General features: G+C 58.4%; 28 protein-coding genes and 1 riboswitch. Of the genes, 11 read left to right on the forward strand and 17 right to left on the reverse strand.

Going from position 1 to position 24450, the window contains the following annotated elements:
* From V1T76_RS05560 to V1T76_RS05570, 3 genes are read right to left on the reverse strand one after another with little or no spacing between them, the layout of a single operon-like run.
* Positions 1 to 378, reverse strand: a complete 378-nt coding sequence (locus V1T76_RS05560) for a Na+/H+ antiporter subunit C (RefSeq protein ID WP_006939833.1) — start codon at positions 376 to 378, stop codon at positions 1 to 3.
* Entirely contained in the window at positions 378 to 797 is a 420-nt protein-coding gene (locus V1T76_RS05565; protein WP_330559611.1) for a Na(+)/H(+) antiporter subunit B, read from the reverse strand. Before V1T76_RS05565 ends, V1T76_RS05560 begins: the two co-directional genes overlap by 1 nt.
* A complete protein-coding gene (locus V1T76_RS05570; RefSeq protein WP_330559612.1) occupies positions 797 to 3187 on the reverse strand; it encodes a putative monovalent cation/H+ antiporter subunit A in 2391 nt (796 codons plus the stop codon). Before V1T76_RS05570 ends, V1T76_RS05565 begins: the two co-directional genes overlap by 1 nt.
* Positions 3188 to 3603: 416 nt before the next feature.
* On the opposite strand from V1T76_RS05570, the gene V1T76_RS05575 reads away from it, so the two are divergent.
* The 3 genes from V1T76_RS05575 to V1T76_RS05585 all read left to right on the forward strand — a co-directional run bounded on the left by V1T76_RS05575 (position 3604) and on the right by V1T76_RS05585 (position 6116).
* Positions 3604 to 4581 (forward strand): GGDEF domain-containing protein, encoded by a 978-nt coding sequence (locus V1T76_RS05575; protein ID WP_330559613.1) that lies wholly within the window; start codon positions 3604 to 3606, stop codon positions 4579 to 4581.
* A 116-nt stretch (positions 4582 to 4697) separates the two neighbouring features.
* On the forward strand, positions 4698 to 5147 hold the full coding sequence (msrB, locus tag V1T76_RS05580) for a peptide-methionine (R)-S-oxide reductase MsrB (RefSeq protein ID WP_330559614.1): 450 nt from the start codon (positions 4698 to 4700) through the stop codon (positions 5145 to 5147).
* Positions 5148 to 5357: 210 nt separating this feature from the next.
* Positions 5358 to 6116, forward strand: coding sequence for a substrate-binding periplasmic protein (locus V1T76_RS05585; RefSeq protein ID WP_330559615.1), 759 nt, complete (start codon positions 5358 to 5360; stop codon positions 6114 to 6116).
* A gap of 48 nt (positions 6117 to 6164) precedes the next feature.
* Here the strand turns inward: V1T76_RS05585 and V1T76_RS05590 are convergent, their stop codons facing one another.
* Entirely contained in the window at positions 6165 to 6599 is a 435-nt protein-coding gene (locus tag V1T76_RS05590) for a winged helix-turn-helix transcriptional regulator (protein WP_330559616.1), read from the reverse strand.
* Positions 6600 to 6737: 138 nt separating this feature from the next.
* On the opposite strand from V1T76_RS05590, the gene V1T76_RS05595 reads away from it, so the two are divergent.
* On the forward strand, positions 6738 to 7595 hold the full coding sequence (locus tag V1T76_RS05595; protein ID WP_330559617.1) for an SDR family oxidoreductase: 858 nt from the start codon (positions 6738 to 6740) through the stop codon (positions 7593 to 7595).
* A 152-nt stretch (positions 7596 to 7747) separates the two neighbouring features.
* Complete coding sequence (locus V1T76_RS05600; RefSeq protein ID WP_330559618.1) at positions 7748 to 8983, forward strand: MFS transporter; 1236 nt, start codon at positions 7748 to 7750, stop codon at positions 8981 to 8983.
* 37 nt (positions 8984 to 9020) lie between these two features.
* On the opposite strand, the gene V1T76_RS05605 is transcribed toward V1T76_RS05600, so the two are convergent.
* Positions 9021 to 9611, reverse strand: a complete 591-nt coding sequence (locus V1T76_RS05605) for a hypothetical protein (RefSeq protein WP_330559619.1) — start codon at positions 9609 to 9611, stop codon at positions 9021 to 9023.
* On the opposite strand from V1T76_RS05605, the gene V1T76_RS05610 reads away from it, so the two are divergent.
* Positions 9610 to 9798, forward strand: a complete 189-nt coding sequence (locus V1T76_RS05610; protein ID WP_330559620.1) for a hypothetical protein — start codon at positions 9610 to 9612, stop codon at positions 9796 to 9798. The genes V1T76_RS05605 and V1T76_RS05610 overlap by 2 nt on opposite strands.
* 96 nt (positions 9799 to 9894) lie before the next feature.
* Here the strand turns inward: V1T76_RS05610 and V1T76_RS05615 are convergent, their stop codons facing one another.
* From V1T76_RS05615 to V1T76_RS05640, 6 genes are all read right to left on the reverse strand, one after another.
* On the reverse strand, positions 9895 to 12090 hold the full coding sequence (locus tag V1T76_RS05615) for a M10 family metallopeptidase C-terminal domain-containing protein (RefSeq protein WP_330559621.1): 2196 nt from the start codon (positions 12088 to 12090) through the stop codon (positions 9895 to 9897).
* Between the two features lie 464 nt (positions 12091 to 12554).
* Positions 12555 to 13604 carry a FecCD family ABC transporter permease gene (locus V1T76_RS05620; RefSeq protein ID WP_330559622.1) on the reverse strand — a complete coding sequence of 350 codons (1050 nt, stop codon included), beginning with the start codon at positions 13602 to 13604 and terminating at the stop codon, positions 12555 to 12557.
* Between the two features lie 65 nt (positions 13605 to 13669).
* Positions 13670 to 14605, reverse strand: coding sequence for an ABC transporter substrate-binding protein (locus tag V1T76_RS05625; RefSeq protein ID WP_330559623.1), 936 nt, complete (start codon positions 14603 to 14605; stop codon positions 13670 to 13672).
* A 16-nt stretch (positions 14606 to 14621) separates the two neighbouring features.
* Entirely contained in the window at positions 14622 to 15395 is a 774-nt protein-coding gene (locus tag V1T76_RS05630; RefSeq protein ID WP_330559624.1) for an ABC transporter ATP-binding protein, read from the reverse strand.
* A complete protein-coding gene (locus V1T76_RS05635; protein ID WP_330559625.1) occupies positions 15392 to 15796 on the reverse strand; it encodes a DUF1636 domain-containing protein in 405 nt (134 codons plus the stop codon). The genes V1T76_RS05630 and V1T76_RS05635 overlap by 4 nt, the downstream gene beginning before the upstream one ends.
* Positions 15786 to 16064 (reverse strand): hypothetical protein, encoded by a 279-nt coding sequence (locus V1T76_RS05640; RefSeq protein WP_330559626.1) that lies wholly within the window; start codon positions 16062 to 16064, stop codon positions 15786 to 15788. The genes V1T76_RS05635 and V1T76_RS05640 overlap by 11 nt, the downstream gene beginning before the upstream one ends.
* A 107-nt stretch (positions 16065 to 16171) precedes the next feature.
* A riboswitch (cobalamin riboswitch) is annotated at positions 16172 to 16384 on the reverse strand.
* A 131-nt stretch (positions 16385 to 16515) separates the two neighbouring features.
* Here V1T76_RS05640 and V1T76_RS05645 point away from each other — a divergent pair.
* Both V1T76_RS05645 and V1T76_RS05650 read left to right on the forward strand, forming a co-directional pair.
* Positions 16516 to 18600, forward strand: a complete 2085-nt coding sequence (locus tag V1T76_RS05645; RefSeq protein ID WP_330559627.1) for a S9 family peptidase — start codon at positions 16516 to 16518, stop codon at positions 18598 to 18600.
* A gap of 204 nt (positions 18601 to 18804) precedes the next feature.
* On the forward strand, positions 18805 to 19203 hold the full coding sequence (locus V1T76_RS05650; RefSeq protein ID WP_330559628.1) for a hypothetical protein: 399 nt from the start codon (positions 18805 to 18807) through the stop codon (positions 19201 to 19203).
* Positions 19204 to 19216: 13 nt separating this feature from the next.
* Here V1T76_RS05650 and V1T76_RS05655 read toward each other — a convergent pair whose 3' ends face one another.
* On the reverse strand, positions 19217 to 20134 hold the full coding sequence (locus V1T76_RS05655; RefSeq protein ID WP_330559629.1) for a LysR family transcriptional regulator: 918 nt from the start codon (positions 20132 to 20134) through the stop codon (positions 19217 to 19219).
* Positions 20135 to 20234: 100 nt separating this feature from the next.
* On the opposite strand from V1T76_RS05655, the gene V1T76_RS05660 reads away from it, so the two are divergent.
* From V1T76_RS05660 to V1T76_RS05670, 3 genes are read left to right on the forward strand one after another with little or no spacing between them, the layout of a single operon-like run.
* The gene (locus V1T76_RS05660) at positions 20235 to 20543 is read left to right on the forward strand and encodes a putative quinol monooxygenase (protein ID WP_330559630.1); all 309 of its coding nucleotides are present in this window, start codon (positions 20235 to 20237) and stop codon (positions 20541 to 20543) included.
* 6 nt (positions 20544 to 20549) lie between these two features.
* The gene (locus V1T76_RS05665; RefSeq protein WP_006939869.1) at positions 20550 to 20768 is read left to right on the forward strand and encodes a DUF2798 domain-containing protein; all 219 of its coding nucleotides are present in this window, start codon (positions 20550 to 20552) and stop codon (positions 20766 to 20768) included.
* Positions 20769 to 20785: 17 nt separating this feature from the next.
* The gene (locus V1T76_RS05670) at positions 20786 to 21160 is read left to right on the forward strand and encodes a RidA family protein (protein ID WP_330559631.1); all 375 of its coding nucleotides are present in this window, start codon (positions 20786 to 20788) and stop codon (positions 21158 to 21160) included.
* A 196-nt stretch (positions 21161 to 21356) separates the two neighbouring features.
* On the opposite strand, the gene V1T76_RS05675 is transcribed toward V1T76_RS05670, so the two are convergent.
* The 5 genes from V1T76_RS05675 to V1T76_RS05695 all read right to left on the reverse strand — a co-directional run bounded on the left by V1T76_RS05675 (position 21357) and on the right by V1T76_RS05695 (position 24387).
* Positions 21357 to 21848, reverse strand: a complete 492-nt coding sequence (locus tag V1T76_RS05675) for a GNAT family N-acetyltransferase (protein ID WP_330559632.1) — start codon at positions 21846 to 21848, stop codon at positions 21357 to 21359.
* Between the two features lie 29 nt (positions 21849 to 21877).
* A complete protein-coding gene (locus V1T76_RS05680) occupies positions 21878 to 22810 on the reverse strand; it encodes a cytochrome c (protein WP_330559633.1) in 933 nt (310 codons plus the stop codon).
* A 142-nt stretch (positions 22811 to 22952) separates the two neighbouring features.
* A complete protein-coding gene (locus V1T76_RS05685) occupies positions 22953 to 23414 on the reverse strand; it encodes a c-type cytochrome (RefSeq protein ID WP_442970088.1) in 462 nt (153 codons plus the stop codon).
* A gap of 200 nt (positions 23415 to 23614) precedes the next feature.
* A complete protein-coding gene (locus V1T76_RS05690) occupies positions 23615 to 24217 on the reverse strand; it encodes a superoxide dismutase (protein WP_330559634.1) in 603 nt (200 codons plus the stop codon).
* Between the two features lie 38 nt (positions 24218 to 24255).
* The gene (locus V1T76_RS05695) at positions 24256 to 24387 is read right to left on the reverse strand and encodes a hypothetical protein (RefSeq protein WP_330559635.1); all 132 of its coding nucleotides are present in this window, start codon (positions 24385 to 24387) and stop codon (positions 24256 to 24258) included.
* Positions 24388 to 24450: the final 63 nt, after the last annotated feature.

Below are 24450 nucleotides of genomic sequence, written 5' to 3' on the forward strand. Positions count from 1 at the left end.
TTAGTACCCTTGCGGCGGAGTTTGGTCGTGTTCGGGTTCGGCGATGCGCATCTCGTTCACTTCATCGGTGCCCAGTTCCTGGTAGGCCCGGAAGGCCAGAACCAGAAGAAAGGCAAAGAACGAGAAGGAAATCACGATGGCCGTCAGCACCAGCGCCTGCGGCAGCGGGTTGGCTGTCGCCGTTTCCGGAGCATAAAGATGATCGGGAATGAGCGGCGGCACCTCGCGCGTCAGGCGCCCGTTGGTAAAGATCAGCATGTTCACCGCATTGCCCAGAATGGCAATGCCGAGAAGGATGCGAACGAGCTGCTTGGACAGCATCAGGTAGACAGCCACGGTAAAGAACAGGCCAATCAGGATGACAACGCCACTTTCCATCAGTCGGCCTCCCTTTCTTCAAGCGCGAGCGCAATTGAGCCGATAGCCCCGACCACAACCAGATAAACGCCGATGTCGAAGAACAACGGAGTGGATAACGCGATCTCAACACCGAAGGCGTGAACCTCCAGCCACTGGCTGGTCATGAACGCCTGTGCCTTGAAGATCGATGGCAAGCCGGCCAGCGCGGACAGGAACAGCCCGAAACCGGAGACTCCCATCGGGTGGAAGACAATGGCGCGGCGCACCGAGGCGACACCGCAGGCGATACCGAAGATCGCAAGCGCCGACGCGGCGATCAGACCGCCGATGAACCCGCCGCCCGGCTCGTTATGGCCGCGTAACAGCACGAAGATCGAAAACAGGACCATCAGCGCAGACAGATAGGGCGCAATGGTGCGGAAGATGATCGTACGCATCAGCGAACCTCCCCTGTCTGGGCGGGTGTCGGGTGAGAGACCGTCTTGGGTTTCTCGATCGGCTTTTCTGGCTTGGTGCGAACCCGGATCAACGCCAGCACGCACAGACCGGCCAGAACCACAACGGCAATTTCGCCCAGCGTATCGAAGCCGCGGAAGTCGACGATGATCACGTTGACGATATTGCGCCCATGGGCAATGGAGCGGCTGAACTGCGCGAAGAAATCGGACAGGCGCGTGTCAAAAGGCTGCTGTGTTATGGCAAGAAGCGTCAGTGTCAGGCCGAGACCGACACCAATCGCCACAATGCCGGTACCAATCGCGGCAAGGCCGTGCCGATGATCACTGGGCGACAGGTTCAGTCTCGTCATGACCAGCGCCAGGATGACCACCGAAAGGGTTTCCACCATGAACTGGGTGAACGACAGATCAGGCGCTCCGAACATCATGAAGATCAGCGCAACCGCAAACCCCTGGATACCGAGCGAAACGATGGCCGTCAGGCGGGTATTGGCAACCAGAACCGCAATGAGACCGAAGAAGGCAATGAGCAGGATGCCCCATTCATAGAAGCGGTAGTCCGGCATCTTGGGCATCGCCGGCAGGCTGCCCGTCAGGAAGCCGGGCACGAGAACCGCAGCGCCCGTGAAAATGAACGTCAGGATCATGTAGGTCTGCATCTTGCCCGACTGCAGCAGGCGGGTGATCCGCCAGGACAATCCGACGGTGCCGGCCACGAACTGATCGAACCCCTTGTCCGGCCCCCAGCCGATTGCCGTGAGAACGCCGCCGATCAGGCCGCGCAGACGATCGATCTGGGTGAACAGCGCAATACCAAGGCCAATGGTGACCAGAGACAGCAGAAGCGGTGCGTTGATCGACGTCGGCCACAGGTGAAGTTCGATTTCCGTCGTCTCGCCAACCAGCGAAGACAGGGTCGGCCCGATCAGAAGTTCACCGGTCGTATGCGCTATCAGGGCCAGTCCAAGGCCGGTGACCGAAAGGAACACGGGGCCGGCAAACAGCAGCACAGGCCCCTCATGCGCATGTTTCGGCGTTTCCACCTTCGGGCCTAGGAACGGCTTGATGGCAACAGCGGCTGCGATCACCAGCATCAGAGCGTTGCCGACAACGGCCGTTACGGTGATCGGCAGGCCGAGTTCCAGCCAGCCCCATGTGCCGTAGTAAAGCACTTCCTTGGCGATGAAGCCGATGAACGGCGGCAGACCGGCCATGGAGAGCCCGGCCAGGCAGGCGGCGACGAAGGTGATCGGCATGGCCGACCGCAATCCGCCCAGCTTCGTGATGTCACGGGTTCCAGCTTCGTGATCAATCGTGCCGGCCACCATGAAGAGTGCACCCTTGAAGAGAGAATGCGCAAGCAGATAAAGGACCGCGCCTTCCAGCGCCTTTTCCTGGCTGGTGCCGGTCAACATCACCAGAAGACCGAGCGAGGCCACGGTCGTATAGGCAAGCATCAGCTTCAGGTCGGTCTGGCGCACCGCCAGGATCGTGCCGACCAGCAAGGTCACACCGCCGAACAGCGGCAGGACCGTCGTCCACAGTTCCGTTCCGCCGAGCAGCGGGTGCATGCGCATCAAAAGATAGACACCGGCCTTCACCATCGTCGCCGAATGCAGATAGGCGGAAACGGGCGTCGGCGCTTCCATGGCGTTGGGCAGCCAGAAATGGAACGGGAACTGTGCAGACTTGGTGAAAGCGCCGCCCAGCACAAGGAAGAAAACCGGGACGTAGAGCGCCGTATCCTTGATGATATCGGGCGATGACAGCAGCACCGACATCTCGATCTCGCCCGTGGCGGAGATGATCAGGATGAAACCGGCCAGCAGTGCCAGGCCGCCACCGCCCGTGACCACGAGCGCCTGAAGCGCGGCCCGGCGGGACGCTGCGCGCAGGTGATCGAAACCGATCAGCAGGAAGGACGTGATCGACGTCAGCTCCCAGAAGATGAACAGGGAGATCAGGTTGTTGCCAAGCACCAGCCCGAGCATCGACCCCATGAACATGAACAGGAACGAAAAGAACCGGCCCTGTTGCGGGTGCCCTTTGAGGTAGCCACCCGCATACAGGATGATGAATGTACCGATGCCCGAGATCAGCAGCGCAAACAGCGTCGACAATCCATCGACATAGACGGAGAAGTTCACGCCATAGCTGGGGGCCCAGGCCATTGCAGCAACGAAGCTTTCCCCTTTCGAAACGGGTTCGACGAACCCTGTGAAATGGAGGAAGATCAGCGCCGGCACGACTGCCAGCAGCCAGGCCGCATTGTGTTTGAACCAGCGGGTCAGAAAGGGCGCAACCACAGCCGCAGCAAAGGGTGCGAGGACGGCATAGAGAGTGGTGTCGTCGATCAATGCTGGCGTCATGCTGATCTTTCGTCACGGTTGTAAAGAAACGACGGAAACGGGCCTTCTCGAATCAGCCCCGATCCGCCGGATAATAACGGTCCCGAAGGTTTATGACATGTCTTAGGCAGTTGAAATTACGTGTTCAAGCGTGTGCTTGTCGTTTTTCGGTGAATTCACCCGCGTCACATTCGCTCTTTTGTCAGGGACAGGACTGACGATCCGGCATTCCGCGCAATTTGTCTGTGCTGAAAACAGCTCAACATTGATAGCTCCGGGCTGCACGCGCGCAATACAACACGCTCTGGAGATCATCCGAGCGTTTCACTTTCGGCAAGACCGGGGAACGGCAGCTTGCCACTTGATTTCAAAGCGTGAATGCCGTTCAGTTTCAGAACAGGTATGCGTTGCACGGAAATCGAGCGAGGCAGGGAAAGATGGTGTCGGGCAGCAATCGGGACACGCCTTCGGGAACGGATCTCCTCCGCCCGTCCGGTATCGACTTTGAAACGCTCGTCAAACTGGGCAATGAAGCCATTGTCATGATTGGCCTCGACGGTGCCCCCGCTTACATCTCCCCGGCCGCCGAGCGACTGTTCGGGTGGAGCGCCGAGAAACTCGCCGACCATCTGAGCGATCTCGTTTATCTGGCCAGTCCGGATGCAGATGCGGACCATTTGCACCGGATCCTGTGCGGCAGCTCCGACGCGCAATCTCCCCTTCCCCATGCAGATATTCAACTTCGCTCGGCCTTCGGTCCATTGGTCTGGGCAGAGGTCAACACGCATTTGCTGCGGGACGCCAGCGGATCGGCTTACGCTTTCGCGGTCTATTTCCGCAGCATTGCCAAACGCAAGGAACTGGAAAACCTGCTGGATGCGGCAACGCAGACCGACCCGCTGACCGGCCTTTTGAACAGACGTGCCTTTGAAGAAGGCCTGAAACGGGAATGGGCGATCGCCCTGCGCGAAAAGACCCACACCAGCCTGATCAAGGTCTCTCTCGACAGGTTCGAAGCACTTGCGGAACACTTCGGGCCGAGCGCCGCAGAAGACTGCCTGACCAGAGTGGCGGAGACCTTGAAGGAAACCGCGCGCCGCCCCGCAGATATCGCCGCGCGAACGGCAACGGCGGAGTTTTCTCTTCTTCTTCCCAGAACCCACCAGATGGGCGCAGAGACGATCAGCGCCTATCTTCACGTGGCAATCCAGGATCTCGGCATACCCAATCCGGACAACACGGCTGGCAATGGCATCATGACCGCATCCGTCGGAGCGGCCTGTGCGGTTGTCGAACAGACCGGCATTTCGGAAAGCTCAGAATTGATCCTTGCCGCCGCGGAGAACTGCGTTTTCCAGGCGCGCCAGGAAGGCGGCAATCGCGTGAAGACAGTCTTGAACCATCTCACCCGTTAAAAGCCCGCCCCACACCCAGCCACCGGTAACCATTGACGAAACCGTTATCTGCTGCCGCTTGCAGCCATCGGTGCGCGTGCCTATTTTCCGGAAAAACACAACACAAGGAATGCAGAATGAGCGACGACACCTCCCGCCAGCACCAAGCATCTCCAAAGGTCAAGAAAACCACGGCGGAATGGATGGAGCAGCTCACACCCGAGCAGTTCTACGTTACCCGTCAATCAGGCACCGAGCGCCCTTTCACCGGCCCCTATTGGGACAACAAGCTGATCGGCCGTTACGACTGTGTGTGCTGCGGAGCGCCGCTGTTCATGTCGGATACCAAATTCGATTCCGGTTGCGGATGGCCCAGCTTCTTCGAAGCGGTCGACCCCGATGCAATACGGGAACTCGAAGACCAGTCCCACGGCATGATCCGAACCGAAATTCGCTGCAGCAACTGTGACGCCCACCTTGGACACGTTTTCCCGGACGGCCCGCCGCCCACGGGCCTGCGCTATTGCCTCAATGGCCATGCCATGAATTTTGTTCACGGCGGCAGGCTGCCTGCAAAGGCGGAATAGCTGTTTTAAGTTCTGCCCGCCCCGGAATGTCGTGCACAAAATGTTGTACGCGTAAGCTGTACACAGAAGGATCGGTCCCAGATCAGCCCTGGCGGGCAGGATTAATAAATACATTAATCAATAATCTTAAGAACAGTCCTCGATTTTACAATTCAGTTATATCCCGCTGCTAATAACAGGCCCACAATTTTAAGAACACCGGGGTGGGTCTTGTCTGTACTGCGAAGTTTTTTCGGCACATTTTCTCGCGCCCTGGTTGTCTTTCTCGGATTGGGACTTCTGAACCAGCCAATATTGTCGTCCGCAGCGAAGGCAGAGGAAATTGTCGCGTTTACAGGTTACCTGCCGCCGCTTTCCATCAATGAAAAGGAAAAAGGCATCGCAGTTGAGCTGATGGAACTCGTCGCCGAAGAAGCCGGTCTTGATATCAAGATCATGTTCGCTCCCTGGAGTCGAGCTCAGCTTCTTGCGGAAAACACGCCTGGCTCGCTTCTCTTCACCGCCGCCTATTCCAAGGCCCGCACGGAAAAATTCCAGTTTATCGCGCCTCTCCTCTATACGGAGAGCTCCTTCGTTACCCTGGATGAACCCCTGGACACTTTTGAGAAGGCGGTTGAAAGCGGCAAGGTGATCGGCGTCCATCTTGGAAGCCACCGTAGCCAGATCCTGCGACGCTTCGGGGTCCGTAACATCGAGGAAATCTCGACCGCCGAACAGATGAGCACCATGCTGAAAACCGGCAGGATTGATGCCTGGTACACCATGTCGGTCCGGGCGAGCTACATCTTCCGGCAGCAGGGCTATGATCCGTCGACCCTGGTGATCGGAGCCCCGGTCACCCACGGAATACAGTGGCTGGCAGCCAACAACGATCTCGACCCGCAGATCAAGGGCCGGCTGTCCGCAGCCGTCTCCAAGGTATGGCGGGATCCGAGATACTGGCAGATCGTCGACCGCTACTCGCACTGACGGCGAACCTCAGGCTGCAAGTATCAGCGCGCCGCCGCTGCCCGAAAGCTATTCCGCCACCTCTGCTCCATTCTGGCGACGCCGGGCGGACAGGAGCCTGACGGCATTTACCTCTATCCAGTCTGCAAAGTCGCGCACCTTCATGGCAGCTTCCCTGCCGATGGGTGTCAGGCTGTAATCGACATGGGGCGGAACCACCGGATGGGAATACCGGTTGACGAACCCGTCTGTCTCCAGGGTTTGAAGCGTTTGCGCCAGCATCTTTTCACTGACGCCGCCAACGGTGCGGCGAAGTTCCGAAAAGCGGCTGTCCTTCTCCAGCAGCGCGATCAGCACCAGAACGCCCCAGCGGCTCGTCAGATGGCGCAAGATCTCGCGCGACGGACAATTCTGATTCAGCAATTGCCCTTGCTGCATCAATTCAGACAAGGGCGCTCCCATGTTCAGCGCACATCCGGGCGCGGTTTCCGCGGTGTCGGTCATCCTGGTGTCCATTCTTCCTGAAGATCGAAAATATCTCAAAACTAACCTTTTTGTACGTACTAACAAAAAGTAAGTTATCCGTCTACATAGGCAGCATCCGAGGAACTTTCAAACTATCAACCCTAAAGGAGAAACACGATGATCGCAGTCACGGGTGCCAATGGCCAACTCGGCCGTCTCGTCCTCAAACATCTGGCAGATTTGACCGCACAACCGGTTCGCGCTCTTGTCCGGTCGCCGGAAAAGGCCGGTGACCTCGCCAATGGCCAGGTGTCTGTGGTGAAGGCGGATTATGACGACAGCACCACTCTGCCGGCCGCCCTGGAAGGTGTTGAGCGTCTCCTGCTCATTTCCGGATCGGAAGTCGGCAAGCGCGTTCCGCAGCATAAGGCCGTCATCGACGCGGCACAGGAAGCCGGTGTCCGCTTCATCGTCTACACCAGCCTGCTCAACGTGCCGCAGTCCAGCCTTCTTCTGGGCGAGGAACACAAGGAGACGGAAAACCTTCTGAGCGAAAGCGGCATTGCCCATGCCGTGCTGCGCAACGGCTGGTATGTGGAGAATTTTGGCGGCACCATCGCAGCCGCCCTTGCACACGGTGCCGTTGTCGGCGCGAGCGGTGACGGCAAGTTTTCCGCGGCCGGGCGAGAAGACTATGCAGAAGCCGCGGCCCGGACGGTTTCCGGAAGCGATCTCACCACCAGAGCTCTGGAACTTGGCGGTTCCTCTGCCTTCACCCTTGCCGACCTTGCAGCAGAACTCTCCAGCCAGTCCGGCCGCGATATCACGTTCAACAATCTGCCGGAAGACACCTATGCCGGCGTTCTCGTGCAGGCTGGTTTGCCGGAAGGTTTCGCAAAGGTTCTCGCAGATGCCGACAGAGGCGCTTCTGAAGGTGACCTTTTCACGGCCTCCACAGCTCTGGAAGACATGAATGGCCATCCGGCCCGTTCCCTGAGCGACTTTGTGGCCGAAAGCCTGAAAGCAAACGCATAAGCTCCCGACAAAAGACGGTTCCGGCACGAAGGCAGCCTTGCCGCCTTCGTGCACTTATCTGAATTTGTGGTCGATCGCTTCAAGGATATTTGTTGGTCGCCGGCTGGCGAACCTGTTACCCAGTAAGTTCTTCACTTTCCCGGTAACCGATCATGTCTCTCGCGACCGCATCTGATCCATACGCCCAGGACGGGCCCTACGCCTGGTTCCGGCTGGCGATATCGATCCTGCTGAGCACCCTGGGTGGCGCGGGCATGTGGGCGGTCATCATCGTTCTGCCCGCGGTCCAGACGGATTTCGGTGTCGACCGGGCCGACGCCTCCCTGCCCTATACCGCCACGATGTTCGGTTTCGCCGCCGGCAACTATCTGCTGGGCCGCTTCGTGGACCGCTACGGCATCGTCCTGCCGGTCATAGGCTCCGCCGTGTCGCTTGCCTCAGGTTTCGTGCTAGCCGCTTTTGCACCAGATGTCTGGTCGTTCACTCTGGCTCAGGGTGTCCTGATCGGTCTGGGCACGGCGGCCACCTTCGGACCTCTGATTGCCGATATTTCGCATTGGTTCGTGAAGCGGCGCGGCTTCGCCGTCGCCTGCGCTGCCTGCGGCAATTATCTTGCCGGTGTGCTTTGGCCATCCCTGATCCAGTGGAGCCTTGCCACATCCGACTGGCGCCAGACATACATCCTCATCGGTGTCATCTGCGTTGTGGCGATGGTGCCGCTGGCCCTGTTGCTGCGCAGGCCTCCCCCGGACAGGTCCCAGAGCACCGGCACGGCAACCGCCCGTTTCGGACAGCAGGACACCGGACTACCGCCAGCCGTCTTGCAAGGACTTCTGGTGGTTGCCGGGCTTGCCTGCTGTGTCGCCATGTCCATGCCTCAGGTCCATATCGTCGCCTATTGTGTCGATCTTGGATATGGCGTTGCGCCCGGGGCGGACATGATCGCCCTGATGACCGGAGCCGGTGTCGTCAGCCGGCTCACATCCGGCTACATTGCCGACAAGATCGGCGGGGTCATGACGCTGCTGATCGGCTCCGTTCTGCAATGCGCGGCGCTGTTTCTTTTCATACCGTTCAACGGGCTGGCGTCGCTTTACCTGGTGTCGCTCATCTTCGGCCTCTCGCAAGGTGGCATCGTGCCCAGCTATGCGGTGATCGTGCGCGAATATCTGCCGGCTCACGAGGCGGGGCAGCGGGTCGGTCTGGTGATCATGTCGACCATTCTGGGAATGGCCCTCGGCGGGTGGCTGTCCGGTTGGATCTACGACCTCACCGGTTCCTACCAGGCCGCATTCCTGAACGGCATCGCCTGGAACTTCCTCAACATGGCAGTGATGATCTTCATCTTCATGCGCGGCAAGATGCGCCCTTCGAGCGCCGCTGCCTGAGGTCATTGCCCGATGGCAAGCACCAACGGTGAGCCCGTTACTTCAAGACGCTGAAATTGCTGGTGATCAGCCAGATCTGCGACAACAGAACCACGCTGACCAGACCAATATGATAGACAGTATGCCGGATCCTCGTCGCAGCAAGAAGCAGCACGATGATTAAGATCTGGCGCACCAGATACGCGGTTCCCAGATCGTTGAAATAGTCGATCCCCTTCAGCCGGGAATCCACGATATCGAGCGAGAACATCAGGGCAAGCAAGCCGTAGATCCAGGTTTTTCTGGCGTAAAAATAGTCCTTGTAGTTGGCGTATTCTTCCATCTTGTCCGGGTAAAGCACTGCGGTGATGAAGAAGTAGAGCGCGGCGAAGGCGATGACGAAGAAATAGCTCTCGAACGTCCAGACCTGAATGCGGCCGAGCGCAAATTCAAACCACCAGAAGTGAACGACGGACAGCAGCATGAACAGGGACCAGCCCAGGTGCACGCTGTAGATCTCTTCCTGCCGCGGGTGCTGAACGTATCGTGCAAGACCATTCAGCAAACGCGCAACGCCCAGCCCGATCACCATGCCGATGATAATCCGGATATGAGCGAATTCTGCGAGATTGATGGGAAGTCTGTCCATGGGTACGCCGCATCTGGTCTATGTCCAGCAACACTATACCAATACCGCCCGATTCGAGATCACTCCCATGGAACCAGTCCGGATCTCCCATAGCAAGCGCTTGGCCTTTACCGGACAAACCGGCTTTTATCGGTTCACGGCCCAGGCGATGCAGCTTGTCCGGACAACAGTTCAGGCCATAGACTGATCAAGTCGCGTCCAAATCCTTGTAGATGCACCTTTGACATTGGCTATCTATCTCGGGGCAGAGTGAGGGATTGAGACGCCCCTTTGGCAGCAGCGGCTAGATGAGATCGAAATCGTCCACCTGCAATATTGTGCCATCGAAAAATTCGAACGATTCTATGTAGATCCCGAGATCGTTGAACGAAACTTCGTTGCCGTCGTCTCCCCAGGACAGCAGCAAATGGTCTGCATATCCAACCGACGCTTCGATATCCGATGGTTTCAGGTCCTGGAAAATGACGGTGTCCGTCCCGCGACCGTCAAACTCGCGGATTATCGTATGGCCGCAGTCGGAAGAAATAAGATAGGTGTCGTCGCCAAAGTCCCCCTGACAGGTTTGGCTGCCGAAGGAGGACGGCCCGGGGGCGAGGATGTCGTCGCCCGCGCCGGCAAGCAGGCTGTCGGCGCCGTCACCTCCGAATAACATGTCGTTGCCAGCGCTGCTTTGCAGATTGTCGCGTCCACCACCGCCGTGCATCCAGTAGTCGACCTCAGGATCATTGCCGATTACGCGATCATCTTTCTCAGCCCCCTGGAACTGCTCAAAGCCGTACCTGGACAAAGCGACTGTGTTGAACTTCGATCCCTCCTCAATGATCAGCTTGTCTATCCCAGGGCCGCCAATGTTGATGGGTCTATGTCTGTCCCAAAAGACATCGCCGCTGGAATAGTAGATCGTGTCGTTTCCCTCTTCACCGCGGAGCTCGTCGTGGCCCCAGATCCCACCGCGCAGCAAATCGTCACCCGCACCACCATGAAGTATGTCGTGACCGTCGCCGCCAAGAAGCGTGTCGTTTCCGGCATTGCCCTGAAGGAAATCATCGCCGCCGCCGCCATGCATCCAGTAGTCGACGGAGCCATCGTTTCCTTCAACTCGGTCGTCCAGTTCCGCACCTTGAAACTGCTCGAAACCGTACAGGGAAAGTCCGGCGGTATTGAATTTCGAACCGGCGGTTATGATCAGCTTGTCGATGCCTTCACCGCCAACGTCTCTGGGGACGCCATCTGTCCAGAACAGATCATCATCGTCGTAACGCACATGATCGTCACCGGGGCCAGCCCACACCGTGTCTCGTCCGGCCCAGCCGCTCAGAACGTCATCCCCTTTGCCGCCGATGAGCGTATCGTCTCCCTCATATCCCACCAAATGATTACCGGCATCGTTGCCAATAAGCGTGTCATCGCCCTGCCCGCCATAAGCTCTCTCGATGATGGTTCCGCGTGCGATGAGCAAATTTCCGCTACCGCCCGCAACGCTGGAAATGCTTTCAGGTCGAAGATCGATCCACTGGTCGGCAGTAATGCCATCGAAGACGCTGTTACCGATAAAGTTGAAGAGATCCGATCCGCCGGTATCGAAGATCGTCACCGCCGCATTGGAAGGAATTTCGACGAAAGCCGGCGATGGGTAACCGCCAGGGTTTGTTCCATACATTGTGAAATCCGGATAGCTGTTGTCCGGCACTCCATAAAGGTCCTGGATAGCGATGATATCCGCGATCATCGGCGTCATCGGATACGCAAAACTGGCGTCTACCGAAGTGTTGGCGGTCTGACTGAAAGAAGACATGACCGAGGATTGCCAGGAATCGTTGGCGTAGTGGTTGTCGACGCGATAAGTGGCCGAGTTGTCATAGTTTCCTGCAAGGCCAAGACCGAGCGCCTGACCTATTTTCTGAAGATAGGTAAAGTATGTGAAGCCCGGTATCGCATTGCCATCGTCACTCAGCATTGAGGCCGGTACATTGACGAAAGAGGACAGTATCGTTCCGCCACTTGCTGATGAAGTGACGTAAGGACCGCTGTCTTCGTCGTCAAAGGTGATATCGGCTCCACTTGAGACGAAGCTGAATTTGAGCCCGGAAACAATGGTCCAGGCATTCAGCGCGCTTCTTGCCAGCGCCTGCCCCTCATCGGTCAGTCCGGTAAGATCTGCCGTGACCTCGTCACCTGCCCGCACATCAAAAGACCGACGTGAACTGCCGAGTTCGTTCCAGTACCCATCCGTGAGCTGTTCGGCAATCTGGTCGTTGGTAAAGACCGGCAGTTGGGTTGCCGTGGCAGTACCGTGGAACCCGGTATAAGCCACGTTCGAACTACTTACCGGCGTGAAGCCGGAAAGGCCGGGATCCGACATCCCGCCCGCGAAACCCAGACTACTGCCGTCTTGCCCCGTGCTATCGTCGTCGCAACTGAACCCGGAGACATAGGGGAAATCCTGGTATCTGCCGGTGGCGGCACATAGATCACACATATCTGTCCTCGTGGAGTTCTCTGCTTGGATGAAACACACCGATGTTCGGGCGCCGGCGACCGGGCATTAGGGAGATCACACGTTGCCAGCACTGCGCCGCCAGAGAGGCTGTTTAGCGAAGTTATTTCAGTACACGCATCGTCTACCGAAAACTGTATTCGTGATTTTCAATCGGAAGATTAGTCATCACTCAAGAATTCTTCAATAAAAACTTGATTGTTTAAATTACTATTTAAACACACCTAAGAAACAATCAAATTCATTCGATTTTAATTCGAAATAATTCGCCTACTCTATTTATCTTAAGGCATCAATTTCACAAAGCCGCAGCCAAGTCGGCTGCCGTTTTCTTCAAACTCCGGCAGAAGTCTTGAATGGTGCGCCTAGATATGAGGGATTTCAAGCGGACGGTGATCCGGCCACTCCTTCCGAACAAGGTCCATGCCACGGCCGATGTCTGCGGCCTAGTGGGCCTGGCCTGACCGGGAGCGCAACAGCAGGACGAAAAAAACACCACCGATCAGCCCCGTGACGATACCGATGGGCATATCTTCAGGCGACAAAAGCGTGCGCGCAATGATGTCCGCCCAGATCAGGAAGATGGCGCCCAGAACCATGGAGGCGGGCAGAACCCGGCTGTAATTACCGCCCACGAGAAAGCGCGCGATGTGTGGCACCATAAGGCCGACGAAACCGATGATGCCTGAAAACGCCACCATCACGCCGGTGATCAGCGCGCCGAGCACAAACACGGTGAGACGGAACCGGGCAACGGGAATGCCGAGCGTCGAGGCGGTTTCATCGCCAATGGTCATGGCGTTGAGATCAGCGGCCCGCACCAGGAAATAGGGTGCCACCAGCAGCAGAATGCCGAGCGGAAACGGCAATTGCGACCACTGGGCAAGACCGAGACCGCCCAGCATCCAGAAGACGACCGTATGCGTTGCCCTCGGATCACCAAGGAAAATCAGAATATTGGCGATTGCCATGATGATGAACGACACCGCCACACCAGCAAGAACCAGCCGGTCGGCACTGGTCGCGGACGCGAAGCGTGTCACGCCAAGCACCAGGAAGGTTGCCACCAGCGCCCCGGCAAATGCCATCAGCGGCACCGTCATGAGGCCCAGAAACAGGCCGGTGTGCAAAAGCGCAAGGATGGCGCCGGCCGCCGCGCCGGAGGAGATGCCAAGCAAATGCGGATCGGCTAGCGGATTGCGCGTGACGGATTGAAGGGCGGCACCGACCACAGCCAGACCGGCGCCAACAAAGCCGGCCAGCAGCGCACGCGGAAACCGGATTTCCCAAACGATCGCCTCGCGGCTCTGCTGCCAATCGACCTCAAAAAGGCCGGGCACCGTGCGATTGGCCAGGATCTTGAAGACAGTGCTGCCCGGAATGGCGACCGCGCCCGCGCCGATGGCGGCCACAATCGAAATACCCAGCAGCAGCATCCCGGCAAGAAGCAGAACGCCGGTGCTCCACCGCCGCCGGGATGCGTTGTGTTTTGCCATCAACGCGGTCATGCCGGATCATCGCTTGTGCCCGCAACCGCGGTGTGAGGCATTGTCAGCAAGTCTCACTCTCCCCAGAAGGCTTCAGTGAGTTTGCCGACAGCCTTGAGGTTTCGCGGTCCCGGCGTTGCTTCGACATAATCCAGGACGACGAAGCGGTCGTTCTTGACGGCTGCAATGCCTGACAGAGCGGGATTGTTCTTCATGAAGTCCCGTTTCTGCTCAGCCGTCACTTCGCCATAGTTGACGATCACGACCATGTCCGGGTCTTTTTCCACCACGGTTTCCCAATCGACCGTCGCCCAGCTCTTTTCGAAATCATCCATCACGTTGACGCCCCCGGCCGCTTCGATAAGCGCTGTCGGCATGGCATAGCGACCGGCCGTGAAAGGCTTGTCCTCACCGCTGTCGTAGACGAATACCCGCAGCGGTTCCTCACCTTCCGGCACCGTTGACGCGATCCGTTCCAGCTCGTGCTTGTAAGTGGCGACAAGGTTCCGGGCCGTGTCCTCCACGCCGAAGATCTTCCCGAGATTGATCATGTCGTTGTAGAGATCCTCAAGCGACGCCTTGGGTTTGTCGCCGATGTGGATGCAGGATTCCGTCAGCTCGTAGACCTTGATCCCGAAGGGCTCCAGCGTTTCCGGCGTCACTTCGCCGCCAACCTTCATGCCGTAGTTCCAGCCGGCAAAGTAGAAATCCGCGTCGGCACCGATCAGCACTACCTTGCTCGGATATTTCGACGCGAGTTCCGGAAGTTCGGCAACGCCCTCCCGCATTTCCGCGTCCAGGGTCTTCCAGCCGGAAATGCCCGTATACCCGACCATGCGGTCGCGCAGGCCGAGTACCAGCATCATCTCGGTTAGATTGACGTCGTTCGAAACGGCGGCTTTTGGCGGCGCTTCGAAAGTGACCGTGCGATTACAGCTTTTCACCGTGGTCTGGGCAAAGGCCGGAACAGCCAGAAGGGCGAGCGCGGCGCTCAGCAATAGTCTTTTCATTGTGCTCTCCAGGGAGTCAAAGATGGAAGGTCAGGTAACGCTCACGGCTGGCAGACAGCTGCTCCAGACGGACCTGTACCGAATAGGCTTGTTCGATGTTGCCGGGGGTCAGAACTGCCTCCGGCACTCCGTGGGCAACCAGCCGCCCCTCATGCAGCAGCAGGACCTTGTCGCAGACGCGGTTTGCCAGATTGAGGTCATGCAGGCTTGTGACGATGGTGATGTTCAGATCAGAGATCAGCTCGACAATTTCGAGCTGATGGCGGATATCCAGATGGTTGGTCGGCTCATCCAGAACCAGCAGCTTCGGCTCCTGCGCCAGGGCACGGGCCACCATCACCCGCTGCCGTTCCCCCCCGGACAGCGTGCCAAAGGCCCTGTGGGCATAGGATTGCAGATCCATTTTCCTGAGGCAGTCATCGACGATTTCGGCGTCCCGCTTGCCAGCACTGGCAATGCCGTTTGTGTGCGGCCGGCGGCCAAGAACAACGATCTCGCGTACTGACAAGGCAAAGTCGGTCGGCTGCTCCTGCAGAACGGCGGCAATCGAGCGGGCTGCCTCCCGGGCACTGAGGTGCCACAGGTCCGTACCATCCACCAGAATGGTGCCGGAGTGCGGTTTCAGGAAGCGGTAGAGCAGCCGCAGCAGGGTCGATTTGCCGGCGCCATTGGCCCCGGCTATTCCAAGGACCTCGCCAGCCGGCAGCTCGAAGCTGACCGGATGCAGGATGGTCTTGCCCTGCCCCGTCTTCCAGCTGACCTCCCGGACGGAAAGATCGACACCCGTCATGACAAGGCCGTCCCGTCTGCTTCCGAGACGATCATCGCCGCGGGGATACGGCCCTGCGATGCGCTCCAGCGCGTACCGTGCCGCACACCGCTCTCATATCCGTTCTCAAGCTGGCGATAGCGTCTGGCGTAATCGACCAGATCTTCGATGTCCGCTTCACCATCATCGACATCACCGAAGAGATAGATCGCCTTGTCGGTTGCCTTGAAGGCCACGGTGCACGGACGCGAGCAGTTTTCCATGTTGGCCGTGCCGCTGATCTCGAAATCGTCGCCGACCACCGGTACAGCCATCTGGAGTGCGCGTTTCAACTGGCAGATCAGGTCATATCCTGGCTGACACATCTGGCCATAGTGACGGCAGGCGGTGCAGACAAAAATCTTGTGCGGTTCATTGCTCATGGCACAGCTCCGCGGCTTCCGTCCGCGAACGGACAGCAGGTGACTCTGCGGCAAGAACTTTGCCGCCATGGCTGCTTGATATGATGCCGGCCGGAGAAGAAGAAGTACACTCATCATGTAATGTTATTACATTACAAATCTTCTTTTTGGCAACTGGCTTTTGTCCGCCATCCGGAACCATTGCGCGCAAAGCACGCATCGCCAGTGGGTCGGAAAGAGGCAGAAGGTTGGCAGAACTTGAGGTTTCAGCAGTCAATTTCCGGTTCATATCGCCCTCCGCGATTGCGCGGGGCAGTCTGGAACCGAATGTGCAACTTTGCCGGCAGACGCCGATAGGCCATGTCACTCACTCCTCCGGGGCACCCCGCCCGGGTTAAGGTTTAAGGTGAAATGGCAGGTCTCCTGACTTGCGGGTCATAGCTTGCCTGATCCTTCCCGGGGTTTCCCCAGTGGCGCTTTCAGGTTTGCTCACCGCTCACAGTTGCGGGGGCAGTCACGGATTTGCAGGCTTGCGGCCATGTCGCACCGTGTTCCCTTTTAATCCCGCTCCGAAGTTCAGAGTCGGGAACCATCTCTTCCTAAGTGCTCGAACGCCTGGAAAATGTCAAAGACTTTCACCGCTCCATCCGTCGTCCGAAAGCACGACAGACGCAACCGTCCGGCAGCCTCGGCAGGATTGGCCTCTTGCCTTCACTGCTCAAAAATCTTACCTCCGAACCATGAAACAGGATGCCCTTCCCCCGCGCGCAGATGCGCGCCCCGTCACCCTTGAGACCCACGGCATGACCCGCCAGGACGACTTTGCCTGGCTGCGGGCGGACAACTGGCAGGAGGTCATGAAAGACCCCTCCGTTCTGGATGCCGACATCCGAGCCTATCTGGAAGCGGAAAATGCCTATCATGAAGCGCAGATGGCGCCGACGAAGGCTCTGCAGGAAAAGCTGTTTGCCGAGATGCGCGGCCGCATCAAGGAAGATGACAGCTCGGTCCCCTCACCCGATGGCCCCTTTGCCTATGGCCTCAAATACGAAACCGGCGGCCAGCAGCCGGTGTTCTTCCGGACCCCGCGCGACGGCGGCGAGGAAACGGTTCTTCTCCATGGCGACAAGGAAGCCGAAGGAACGGCCTATTTCCGGATTGGCGGTGTCAGCCAGTCGACGGATCACAAGCTCATTGCCTGGGCCTATGACAACAAGGGCTCGGAATATTATTCGCTGAGACTGCGCGATGCCGCGACGGCCAAGGATTTCGACTACGCCATTGAAGACACTGGCGGCGGCGGGGTGTTCTCGGAAGACAGCCGCTATGTGTTCTACGTTCGTCTGGACGCCAACCACCGGCCTTCAAAACTTTTCCGCCACGAGATCGGCACCGACCCGGCGAGCGATGTGCTCGTTTACGAGGAAAAGGATGCCGGCTTCTTCATGGGGGTCGGCAAGACCCAGTCCGGTGACACCATCGTCATCGACATTCACGACCATGAGACATCCGAAGTCTGGATGATCCCGGCAAGTGATCCGACCGCCGAACCGGTTCTGGTCGCGGAGCGCGAGACCGGCATCGAATACTCCATCGATGATCACGGCGAGACACTTTACATCCTGACGAACGCAGGCGACGCCGAGGACTTCAAGATCGTTACCGCGCCGAAAAGCAATCCCGGCCGCGAAAACTGGAAGGACCTTGTGCCCCACAAGCCCGGGTGCCTGATCCTCTCGCACTGCGTCTACAAGACCTTCATGACCCGGCTGGAGCGCGAAGACGGTCTGCCGCGCATCGTGATCCGCCGGCTTGCCGACGACATCGAACACTCCATCGCCTTCGACGAGGAAGCCTATTCGCTCGGTCTTGGTGGCGGCTACGAATTCGACACCAACACGATCCGCTTCAGCTATTCCTCGATGACCACGCCGTCACAGACATACGACTACAATGTCGAGACCCGTGAGCGTGTTCTGCGCAAGGAACAGGAAGTGCCTTCCGGCCATGATGCGGGCGATTATGTCACCCGCCGCCTCATGGCGCCTGCCGCCGATGGCGAGACCGTGCCCGTGTCAGTACTGTACCGGAAGGACACCAAGCTCGACGGCACCGCGCCTCTGCTGCTTTATGGGTATGGCTCCTACGGCATCACCATCCCGGCAAGCTTCAACACCAACTGCCTGTCGCTGGTCGACCGCGGGTTCGTCTATGCCATTGCCCATATTCGAGGCGGCAAGGACAAGGGGTTCCACTGGTACAAGGACGGACGGCGCGAGAACAAGAAGAACACCTTTACCGACTTCATTGCCGCAGCCGATCATCTGGTTGCGGAGAACCTCACCTCGTATGATCGCATCGTCGCCCAGGGCGGCTCGGCCGGCGGTATGCTGATGGGTGCCGTCGCCAATCTGGCACCGGAAAAATTCGGCGGCATTATTGCCGAAGTCCCCTTCGTCGATGTTCTGTCCACCATGCTGGACGACACGCTGCCGCTCACTCCGCCGGAATGGCCCGAGTGGGGCAACCCGATCACCGACAAGGCGGCCTACGACTACATCGCCTCCTATTCGCCCTACGACAACGTCGAGGCAAAGGCCTACCCGGCAATCCTGGCCGTGGGCGGCTTGACCGATCCGCGCGTGACCTATTGGGAGCCGGCCAAGTGGGTTGCCAAACTGCGGGCAACCGCAACCGGCGACAAGCTGCTGATGCTGAAGACCAACATGGAAGCCGGCCATGGTGGCGCTTCCGGACGTTTCGACCGGCTGAAGGAAGTCGCTGAGGCCCAGGCCTTCGCCCTCCTGGTCACCGGAAAAGCCTGACACATTGTCGGGTCCTCACCTGCCCGGGCGTGCGGAGTGTTCCCTACGCCCGGAACGGTCGAGGGTCATCGCGCGCCGTGGCGGAAATCGCCCCGAGCGAACGTGACTTGATTTTGACCAAGTCTTCGGCTCATGTGAGAGTCGTTGCAAATCAATCAATTGAACGGTCCGAGACCGTGCCGATCCTGTTCACTGGAGCCTGTGATGACCTGCTACCGCTCTCTTCCGCACCGCCTTGCTCACGGGCTGAGAAAGGGATTGCGCCTGGTTCCGGTCATGGCCGCGACCTTGAGCCTTGCTGCGTGCCAGTCCTACGACACATCAGGCGGCAACGTGGTGGAGACGCTGCTGTTCTCCCCGACCTTCACCAAGAACCGGCAGGACATTCCCAGCACCTACAACACGGCTTACGACTGCCGCAGCTTCACAGGCAGCGGCTGGAAGGGCATTGCCGGCGGCAAGGTTTTCAACTTCAGCCAGAAATACATCATCTCCCAGGCCGGTTGTTTCAAGACGCAGGGCGAGTGCCAGGCATGGCTCGCCGTCATGTCCAGCTACATTGATCAGCCGCGTTACATCCGCTGCAATCCCTATACGGCATAAGCCCACGGGGGCATCAGGCGGGATCAGGCTGTACCACGGTCCCCTGAAACACGGGCAGCGGCGCCATGAAGGTTTCCATGTAGTCGAGCAGGCAGCGCACCCGCGCATTCAGCAACCTTCCCGTCGGCCACACCGCGAAAATGTCCCGCTTCTGCCCCTGCCAATTCGCAAGAACGGGTTTCAGGCGGCCTGAGATCAGATCGTCGGAGATCTCGCTCACCGGCAAGAGCGCAATCCCGTGTCCGTCGCCGGCGAGCTGCCTGGCCATGCTGATATCATCAACAACCACACGCGCATCCAGTGGCACGGTTTCCCGAGTTCCTGTTTCCCGGTGGGTCAGCTGCCATTGCGGCAATGTCGACACCCGCACCACCTTGTGCTCACTGATCTCTTGCGGTGTTTCCGGCGCTCCCGCCTCTTCAAGATAGGACGGCGCCGCCACCAGCACGGTCGCGATCACCCCAAGGCGTTTCTGGAAAAGACGCTCGTCGGTCTGCGGTCCTGCTCTCAAGCCTATATCCACCTTGTGTTCAAGCAGATCCTTGTTCTCGTTGCTGAGGGCCAGCGTCAGCCGGATTTCCGGATAAGCCTTCAGAAAACCAGACCACATGGGTTCCAGGATTCCGATGGAAATATTGGTGGGTGCAGCCACTTTCATGGCGCCCCGGAGGCCGTGCAGATCGGCGCTCAATCCATCAAGTGTCGTCTCTGCGGTTTGAACGAGGTCGGCAAAGGACTCGAAATAGGCCTCCCCCGCGCCTGTCAGCTCGAATTTTCGCGCGGAGCGGAAAACCAGCTGCGTACCAATGGTTTCCTCCAGCTTCGCCAGGCGGCGCGTCACGGTCGCCGCAGGCAGGCCCAGATGACCTGCAGCCTTCGCAAGGCTTCGATGGCGCGCGATATGAACGAACAAGGCGATGTCGTCGAGCATGATTCCGTTTTCGCAATTTAAATTCCCATAATTCGATATAGATTGAAATATTAGAAATCAATAAATCTGTCTGCGTCGAACAAACACAACGGAGACACTCATGGGCAACTACTTCATCAGCGCCGGCATCGAGCTGCAAAAGGGTGCGGACCGAAACATGGCCGAAACGGAACTCCGCCGGCTTGTGGCCGAAACCCGGCACGAACCGGGCTGCAACTTTTTTGAGATCCGGCAAAACCTGCAGGATCCCGACAAGTTCACCCTGTGGGAGAGCTGGACCGACAAGGACGCCCTGGCAGCCCACTTCGAGATGCCTCACACCAAGGCCTATCTCGCCCAGAACCTGACGCAGGTCAGCTACATCGAGGAACTGGGTGAAATCGGCACAGGCGAAGCGGCGGAAAGGTAGTCGGCCATGAAAAATCGATTGATCGCGACATGTCTGATGTCGCTGGGTCTGTCGCTCCTGATGTCGTGCTGGGTCACTTTCCTGAACCTGGGCTGGAACGACAGATTTTTCTGGCAATGGATGAACGCCTTCCGCCTCGCCTGGCCTGCAGCTGCCGTCATCGCCTTCTTTCTGGGCCCGCCCGTGCAAAGGGCAACGCTCTTCCTTGCAGCCAGACTGCCGTAATCAGGAGAGGAAACGACATGGCTTTGGTCAGACAGAATTTTGAGGAACTAGGCCTGCCCGCCGGCCCCTATTCCCATGCCGTGCGGCATGGGCAGACGGTCTATACGTCCGGGTTCACAGCCTTCGGCACACCGGCGCAGTCCGCCTCGGCCGGTCCGCAGGTGAGAGAGATATTCGATCAGCTCCAGATCATCGCGGCCCACTGCGGGAGGTCGCTGAAGGATATTGCAAAGGTGACCGTATATGTGACCGACATGGCGGACTTGACGGAAACCCGGTCAACCCTGGCAGACCTCTATGGGAAGGACGTTCCCGCCAGTTCTCTGGTCTTTGTCGCGGCTCTGTTTCACGCCGACTTGAGGGTCGAAATTGAGGCGCTTATTGCTGTCTGAATGAGCAACGGGTTGCAACGACGCCGCTTCCTACGTATTATCCATTAGTTGAATATGACTAGATCGTAGCCGAAAACCGCTTTCGGAGCGCGCTCAGATCTCTTGAATAACTGTGCACGGGCAAAGCGACCCAAAAATAAAAATCAAAACTTGGCCACCTGCTCGCGGGTGGTTTTGTTTAAAGTCTTGCGGCAATCTACCCAAACAGTTGTTTTCTAAAGAAAACCGTCTCGGTTATCGGTGTGTCGTAATACGCGTCGACATCCTCAAAGCCTGCGGCCTTGTATAGCTTGATGGCTCCCGTCATGCTCGGCAGTGTGTCCAGCAGCATTTCCCGGTATCCTGCAGCCTCTGCCGCCTTGACAATCGCTTCCACCAACGCACCACCCACACCCTGACCGCGCCCCTCCGGCAAGACGTATAACCGCTTCATTTCGCACGCACCGTCCTCTCCGAACGCTCTCAGACCGACGCAACCGAGAACAGTTCCCGCACCGTCCTTCGCCAGGAACAACGCCCCTCTCGGCGGCGCATATTTGCCCGGCAGGCCTGCAAGTTCTTCCTCAAAGCCCTGGTAAGACAAGTCGATCCCGAGCCAGTCGACATACGCGCGGAACAGACGCCGGACGTGGGCAAGGTCTTCTTCGGTCTCAACCGCGACGATTGAAATCTGCTGCGATGGGATCATGGAAATGTCTGATGGTCCGTTAAATGACGTCAGTTGGCCGCCTGAGCAACGGCCGGGATGGCTTTCAGATAGGTGGCAATCGCCTCACGATCGCTCGCGGGAAGTTTGGCCATGTTTTCCTGGACATGCACCATTTCACCACCCACGGAATCGTATTCCGGCGTAAAGCCGCTTTCCAGATAGTAGGCAATGTCGGCGGCGCTCCAGCTGCCGAAGCCCCCTTCGACCGGAGTAATGTTGGGAATGCGGCCATCCCCCGTAGGCGCAGGAGCCCCCCCGAGCCACTTGGCAAGCTCCAGACCGCCGGCAAGATTGCGAGCCGTGTGGCATTCGCCGCAATGGCCCGGCCCTTCCACCAGATACCGGCCACGTTCCCAAAGCGCGGTGTCGACGTCATTCCCGGCCGCAGGCGCGGCTATGACCGGCGCCGGGTCAAGGAACAGCCGTTTCCACAGGCCGAGGCCCCGGCGGATATTGAACGGAAAGCCGAGTTCGTGCGGGGGCGCCTTGCCGTCGACCGACGGAAGTGTTTTCAGGAAGGCATAGAGGTTGCCGACGTCTGCACCGGACATGCGGGCATAGGACGTGTAGGGAAAAGCCGGATAGTAGTTCTGCCCGTCCGGCGACGTGCCATGGGTCATGGCATTGGCGAAATCTTCAAGCGACCAGGCGCCGATGCCGTCCGCCGTGCTGGAAGAGATATTTGGTGCGACAAACACGCCGAACGGCGTTTCAAGGCGCAAGCCGCCGCCGAGTTTCAACTTATCGTCTCCTTCGGCGTCCTTGGCAGCATGACAGGACGTGCACCCCCCCGCCCAGAAGACAAGCTCTCCTTGTGCGGCGTCTCCAGGCGCAAAGGCGGCAAGCTGGGCCTGGCTCAACTTGGTCGGCGCGGACAGAAACCAGGCTGCGGCAGCCGCAATAACGCCAAGCACGACGAGGACGATGACAGCCTTTTTCATGGAGCCTCCCTGGTTTTCGCCTGCACCGGAACGACAAAACAGCGGTCCTCATCCCGCAAAGGACGAAGCGCCGCTGATCTGTCTCACAAGCTGGAGCCTGCCTGGTGGCACCAGGGCACAGAAAGCTCCTGAATTCAGCCGATCAGTTCTTCTTACGGTAAGTTTCGTGGCACGATTTGCAAGAGCCGAATACGGGTCCCATCGCAGCCTTGAAGGCTTCCACATCCGCCGGACCGTCTTTGCCCGAAGCTTCAGAGGCTTTTGCGGTGGCTTCCGCAAACTTTGCCAGTTCGGCAGAGAACCCGTCCGGATTTTCCCAGATGGCTGCTGCCGCGCCGGTGTTGCCCTGATCGGACCCTGCCGGGAAAAAATCGCCAAATGACAGCGATGCAGCACGCATGGTCGCGATAGCAGCCTTTCCGGCCGCGGGCGAATAGGCAATCTCCCCTTTCATCAGACCGCCGCCAAGGCCGGCGGCTGCGCCGACGGACGACATGATGGCCTGACGGGTTGCGATCGGATCGTCAGATGCCTGAGCGATGGTTCCGGCAAAGCCGATCCCGGCCGCCAGACCCAGTACAACAGCGGATTTGATCATTCGCATCGTTCTCTCCCTCTCGTGGAAACTGCCATGGGCAATGATTCACAAGGATGAGTACAGCCCATCTACCGCCCGGTCCTGAAATCACGGTCGCGTGAAGTGCCCCCTCAGCGGTGAACACAGCGTCAACGCTGACGAAACAACCAAACAAAAAACCCCGGCCTTTCCAGGCCGGGGTTTCGTAAAACGGGATATATGCCGAATTATTTCGTGGCAGCTTCGTACATTTCCAGCACGTAGTCCCAGTTGACCATGCTGTCGATGAAAGCTTCCAGATATTTCGGACGCGCGTTGCGATAGTCGATGTAATAGGAGTGTTCCCACACGTCGCAGCCGAGGATCGGCGCGGCACCATGAACGAGCGGATTTTCACCGTTCGGCGTCTTCATGATTTCCAGCTTGCCGTTCTTCACAGCGAGCCATGCCCAACCGGAACCGAACTGGCCAACGCCTGCTGCGATGAAATCGGAACGGAACTTGTCGAAACCTCCGAGATCGCTATCGATTGCAGAAGCAAGTGCGCCCGGAAGGGAGCTGCCGCCGCCATCTTTCTTCATCCATTTCCAGAAATGGATGTGATTGTAATGCTGACCGGCGTTGTTGAACAGCGGAGCGTTCTTGCCGTAGCTTTCCTTGACGATCTCTTCCAGCGACTTGCCTTCCAGGCCGCTGCCGGCGAGCAGCTCGTTGCCTTTGGTGACATAAGCCTGGTGGTGCTTGTCGTGGTGAAACTCGAGCGTTTCAGCAGACATGTAAGGGGCCAGCGCGTCATATGCGTACGGCAGGTCAGGCAATTCGAAAGACATGACAAACTCCTCAAAAGGTCGGTGACGGGCGGCAACATTCACGCATCTTCATGTGATGCCCGAATGACCGCGTCGAGCGGCAAAATAGGATTGCTGGGCCGACACGGCAAGCGTGGAACCCCAAAATAAAGAAATTTTTTCTTTTTATTTTCGAGCGCACGGTCTGCCATTGACATTTCCCGCAGTTGGAACGCTTTCGAGCCTCAATGGTTGCATCAATTATCAGATTGAGA

The sequence above is a fragment of the Roseibium sp. FZY0029 genome (assembly GCF_036350355.1).
In the GTDB taxonomy this organism is placed as follows: Bacteria; Pseudomonadota; Alphaproteobacteria; order Rhizobiales; family Stappiaceae; genus Roseibium.

Bases quoted from the DNA above. Each gene is read 5' to 3' on its own strand.
- V1T76_RS05565 (WP_330559611.1), bottom strand. From the start codon at position 797: ATGCGTACGATCATCTTCCGCACCATTGCGCCCTATCTGTCTGCGCTG.
- V1T76_RS05570 (WP_330559612.1), bottom strand. From the start codon at position 3,187: ATGACGCCAGCATTGATCGACGACACCACTCTCTATGCCGTCCTCGCA.
- V1T76_RS05655 (WP_330559629.1), bottom strand. From the start codon at position 20,134: ATGCTCGACGACATCGCCTTGTTCGTTCATATCGCGCGCCATCGAAGC.
- V1T76_RS05595 (WP_330559617.1), top strand. From the start codon at position 6,738: ATGATCGCAGTCACGGGTGCCAATGGCCAACTCGGCCGTCTCGTCCTC.
- V1T76_RS05625 (WP_330559623.1), bottom strand. From the start codon at position 14,605: ATGAAAAGACTATTGCTGAGCGCCGCGCTCGCCCTTCTGGCTGTTCCG.
- V1T76_RS05600 (WP_330559618.1), top strand. From the start codon at position 7,748: ATGTCTCTCGCGACCGCATCTGATCCATACGCCCAGGACGGGCCCTAC.
- V1T76_RS05675 (WP_330559632.1), bottom strand. From the start codon at position 21,848: ATGATCCCATCGCAGCAGATTTCAATCGTCGCGGTTGAGACCGAAGAA.
- V1T76_RS05645 (WP_330559627.1), top strand. From the start codon at position 16,516: ATGAAACAGGATGCCCTTCCCCCGCGCGCAGATGCGCGCCCCGTCACC.
- V1T76_RS05685 (WP_442970088.1), bottom strand. From the start codon at position 23,414: ATGCGAATGATCAAATCCGCTGTTGTACTGGGTCTGGCGGCCGGGATC.
- V1T76_RS05690 (WP_330559634.1), bottom strand. From the start codon at position 24,217: ATGTCTTTCGAATTGCCTGACCTGCCGTACGCATATGACGCGCTGGCC.
- V1T76_RS05560 (WP_006939833.1), bottom strand. From the start codon at position 378: ATGGAAAGTGGCGTTGTCATCCTGATTGGCCTGTTCTTTACCGTGGCT.
- msrB (WP_330559614.1), top strand. From the start codon at position 4,698: ATGAGCGACGACACCTCCCGCCAGCACCAAGCATCTCCAAAGGTCAAG.
- V1T76_RS05640 (WP_330559626.1), bottom strand. From the start codon at position 16,064: ATGAACCGGAAATTGACTGCTGAAACCTCAAGTTCTGCCAACCTTCTG.
- V1T76_RS05670 (WP_330559631.1), top strand. From the start codon at position 20,786: ATGGCTTTGGTCAGACAGAATTTTGAGGAACTAGGCCTGCCCGCCGGC.
- V1T76_RS05635 (WP_330559625.1), bottom strand. From the start codon at position 15,796: ATGAGCAATGAACCGCACAAGATTTTTGTCTGCACCGCCTGCCGTCAC.
- V1T76_RS05630 (WP_330559624.1), bottom strand. From the start codon at position 15,395: ATGACGGGTGTCGATCTTTCCGTCCGGGAGGTCAGCTGGAAGACGGGG.
- V1T76_RS05680 (WP_330559633.1), bottom strand. From the start codon at position 22,810: ATGAAAAAGGCTGTCATCGTCCTCGTCGTGCTTGGCGTTATTGCGGCT.
- V1T76_RS05620 (WP_330559622.1), bottom strand. From the start codon at position 13,604: ATGGCAAAACACAACGCATCCCGGCGGCGGTGGAGCACCGGCGTTCTG.
- V1T76_RS05615 (WP_330559621.1), bottom strand. From the start codon at position 12,090: ATGTGTGATCTATGTGCCGCCACCGGCAGATACCAGGATTTCCCCTAT.
- V1T76_RS05695 (WP_330559635.1), bottom strand. From the start codon at position 24,387: ATGGCAGACCGTGCGCTCGAAAATAAAAAGAAAAAATTTCTTTATTTT.
- V1T76_RS05660 (WP_330559630.1), top strand. From the start codon at position 20,235: ATGGGCAACTACTTCATCAGCGCCGGCATCGAGCTGCAAAAGGGTGCG.
- V1T76_RS05610 (WP_330559620.1), top strand. From the start codon at position 9,610: ATGGGTACGCCGCATCTGGTCTATGTCCAGCAACACTATACCAATACC.
- V1T76_RS05575 (WP_330559613.1), top strand. From the start codon at position 3,604: ATGGTGTCGGGCAGCAATCGGGACACGCCTTCGGGAACGGATCTCCTC.
- V1T76_RS05605 (WP_330559619.1), bottom strand. From the start codon at position 9,611: ATGGACAGACTTCCCATCAATCTCGCAGAATTCGCTCATATCCGGATT.
- V1T76_RS05665 (WP_006939869.1), top strand. From the start codon at position 20,550: ATGAAAAATCGATTGATCGCGACATGTCTGATGTCGCTGGGTCTGTCG.
- V1T76_RS05650 (WP_330559628.1), top strand. From the start codon at position 18,805: ATGACCTGCTACCGCTCTCTTCCGCACCGCCTTGCTCACGGGCTGAGA.
- V1T76_RS05590 (WP_330559616.1), bottom strand. From the start codon at position 6,599: ATGACCGACACCGCGGAAACCGCGCCCGGATGTGCGCTGAACATGGGA.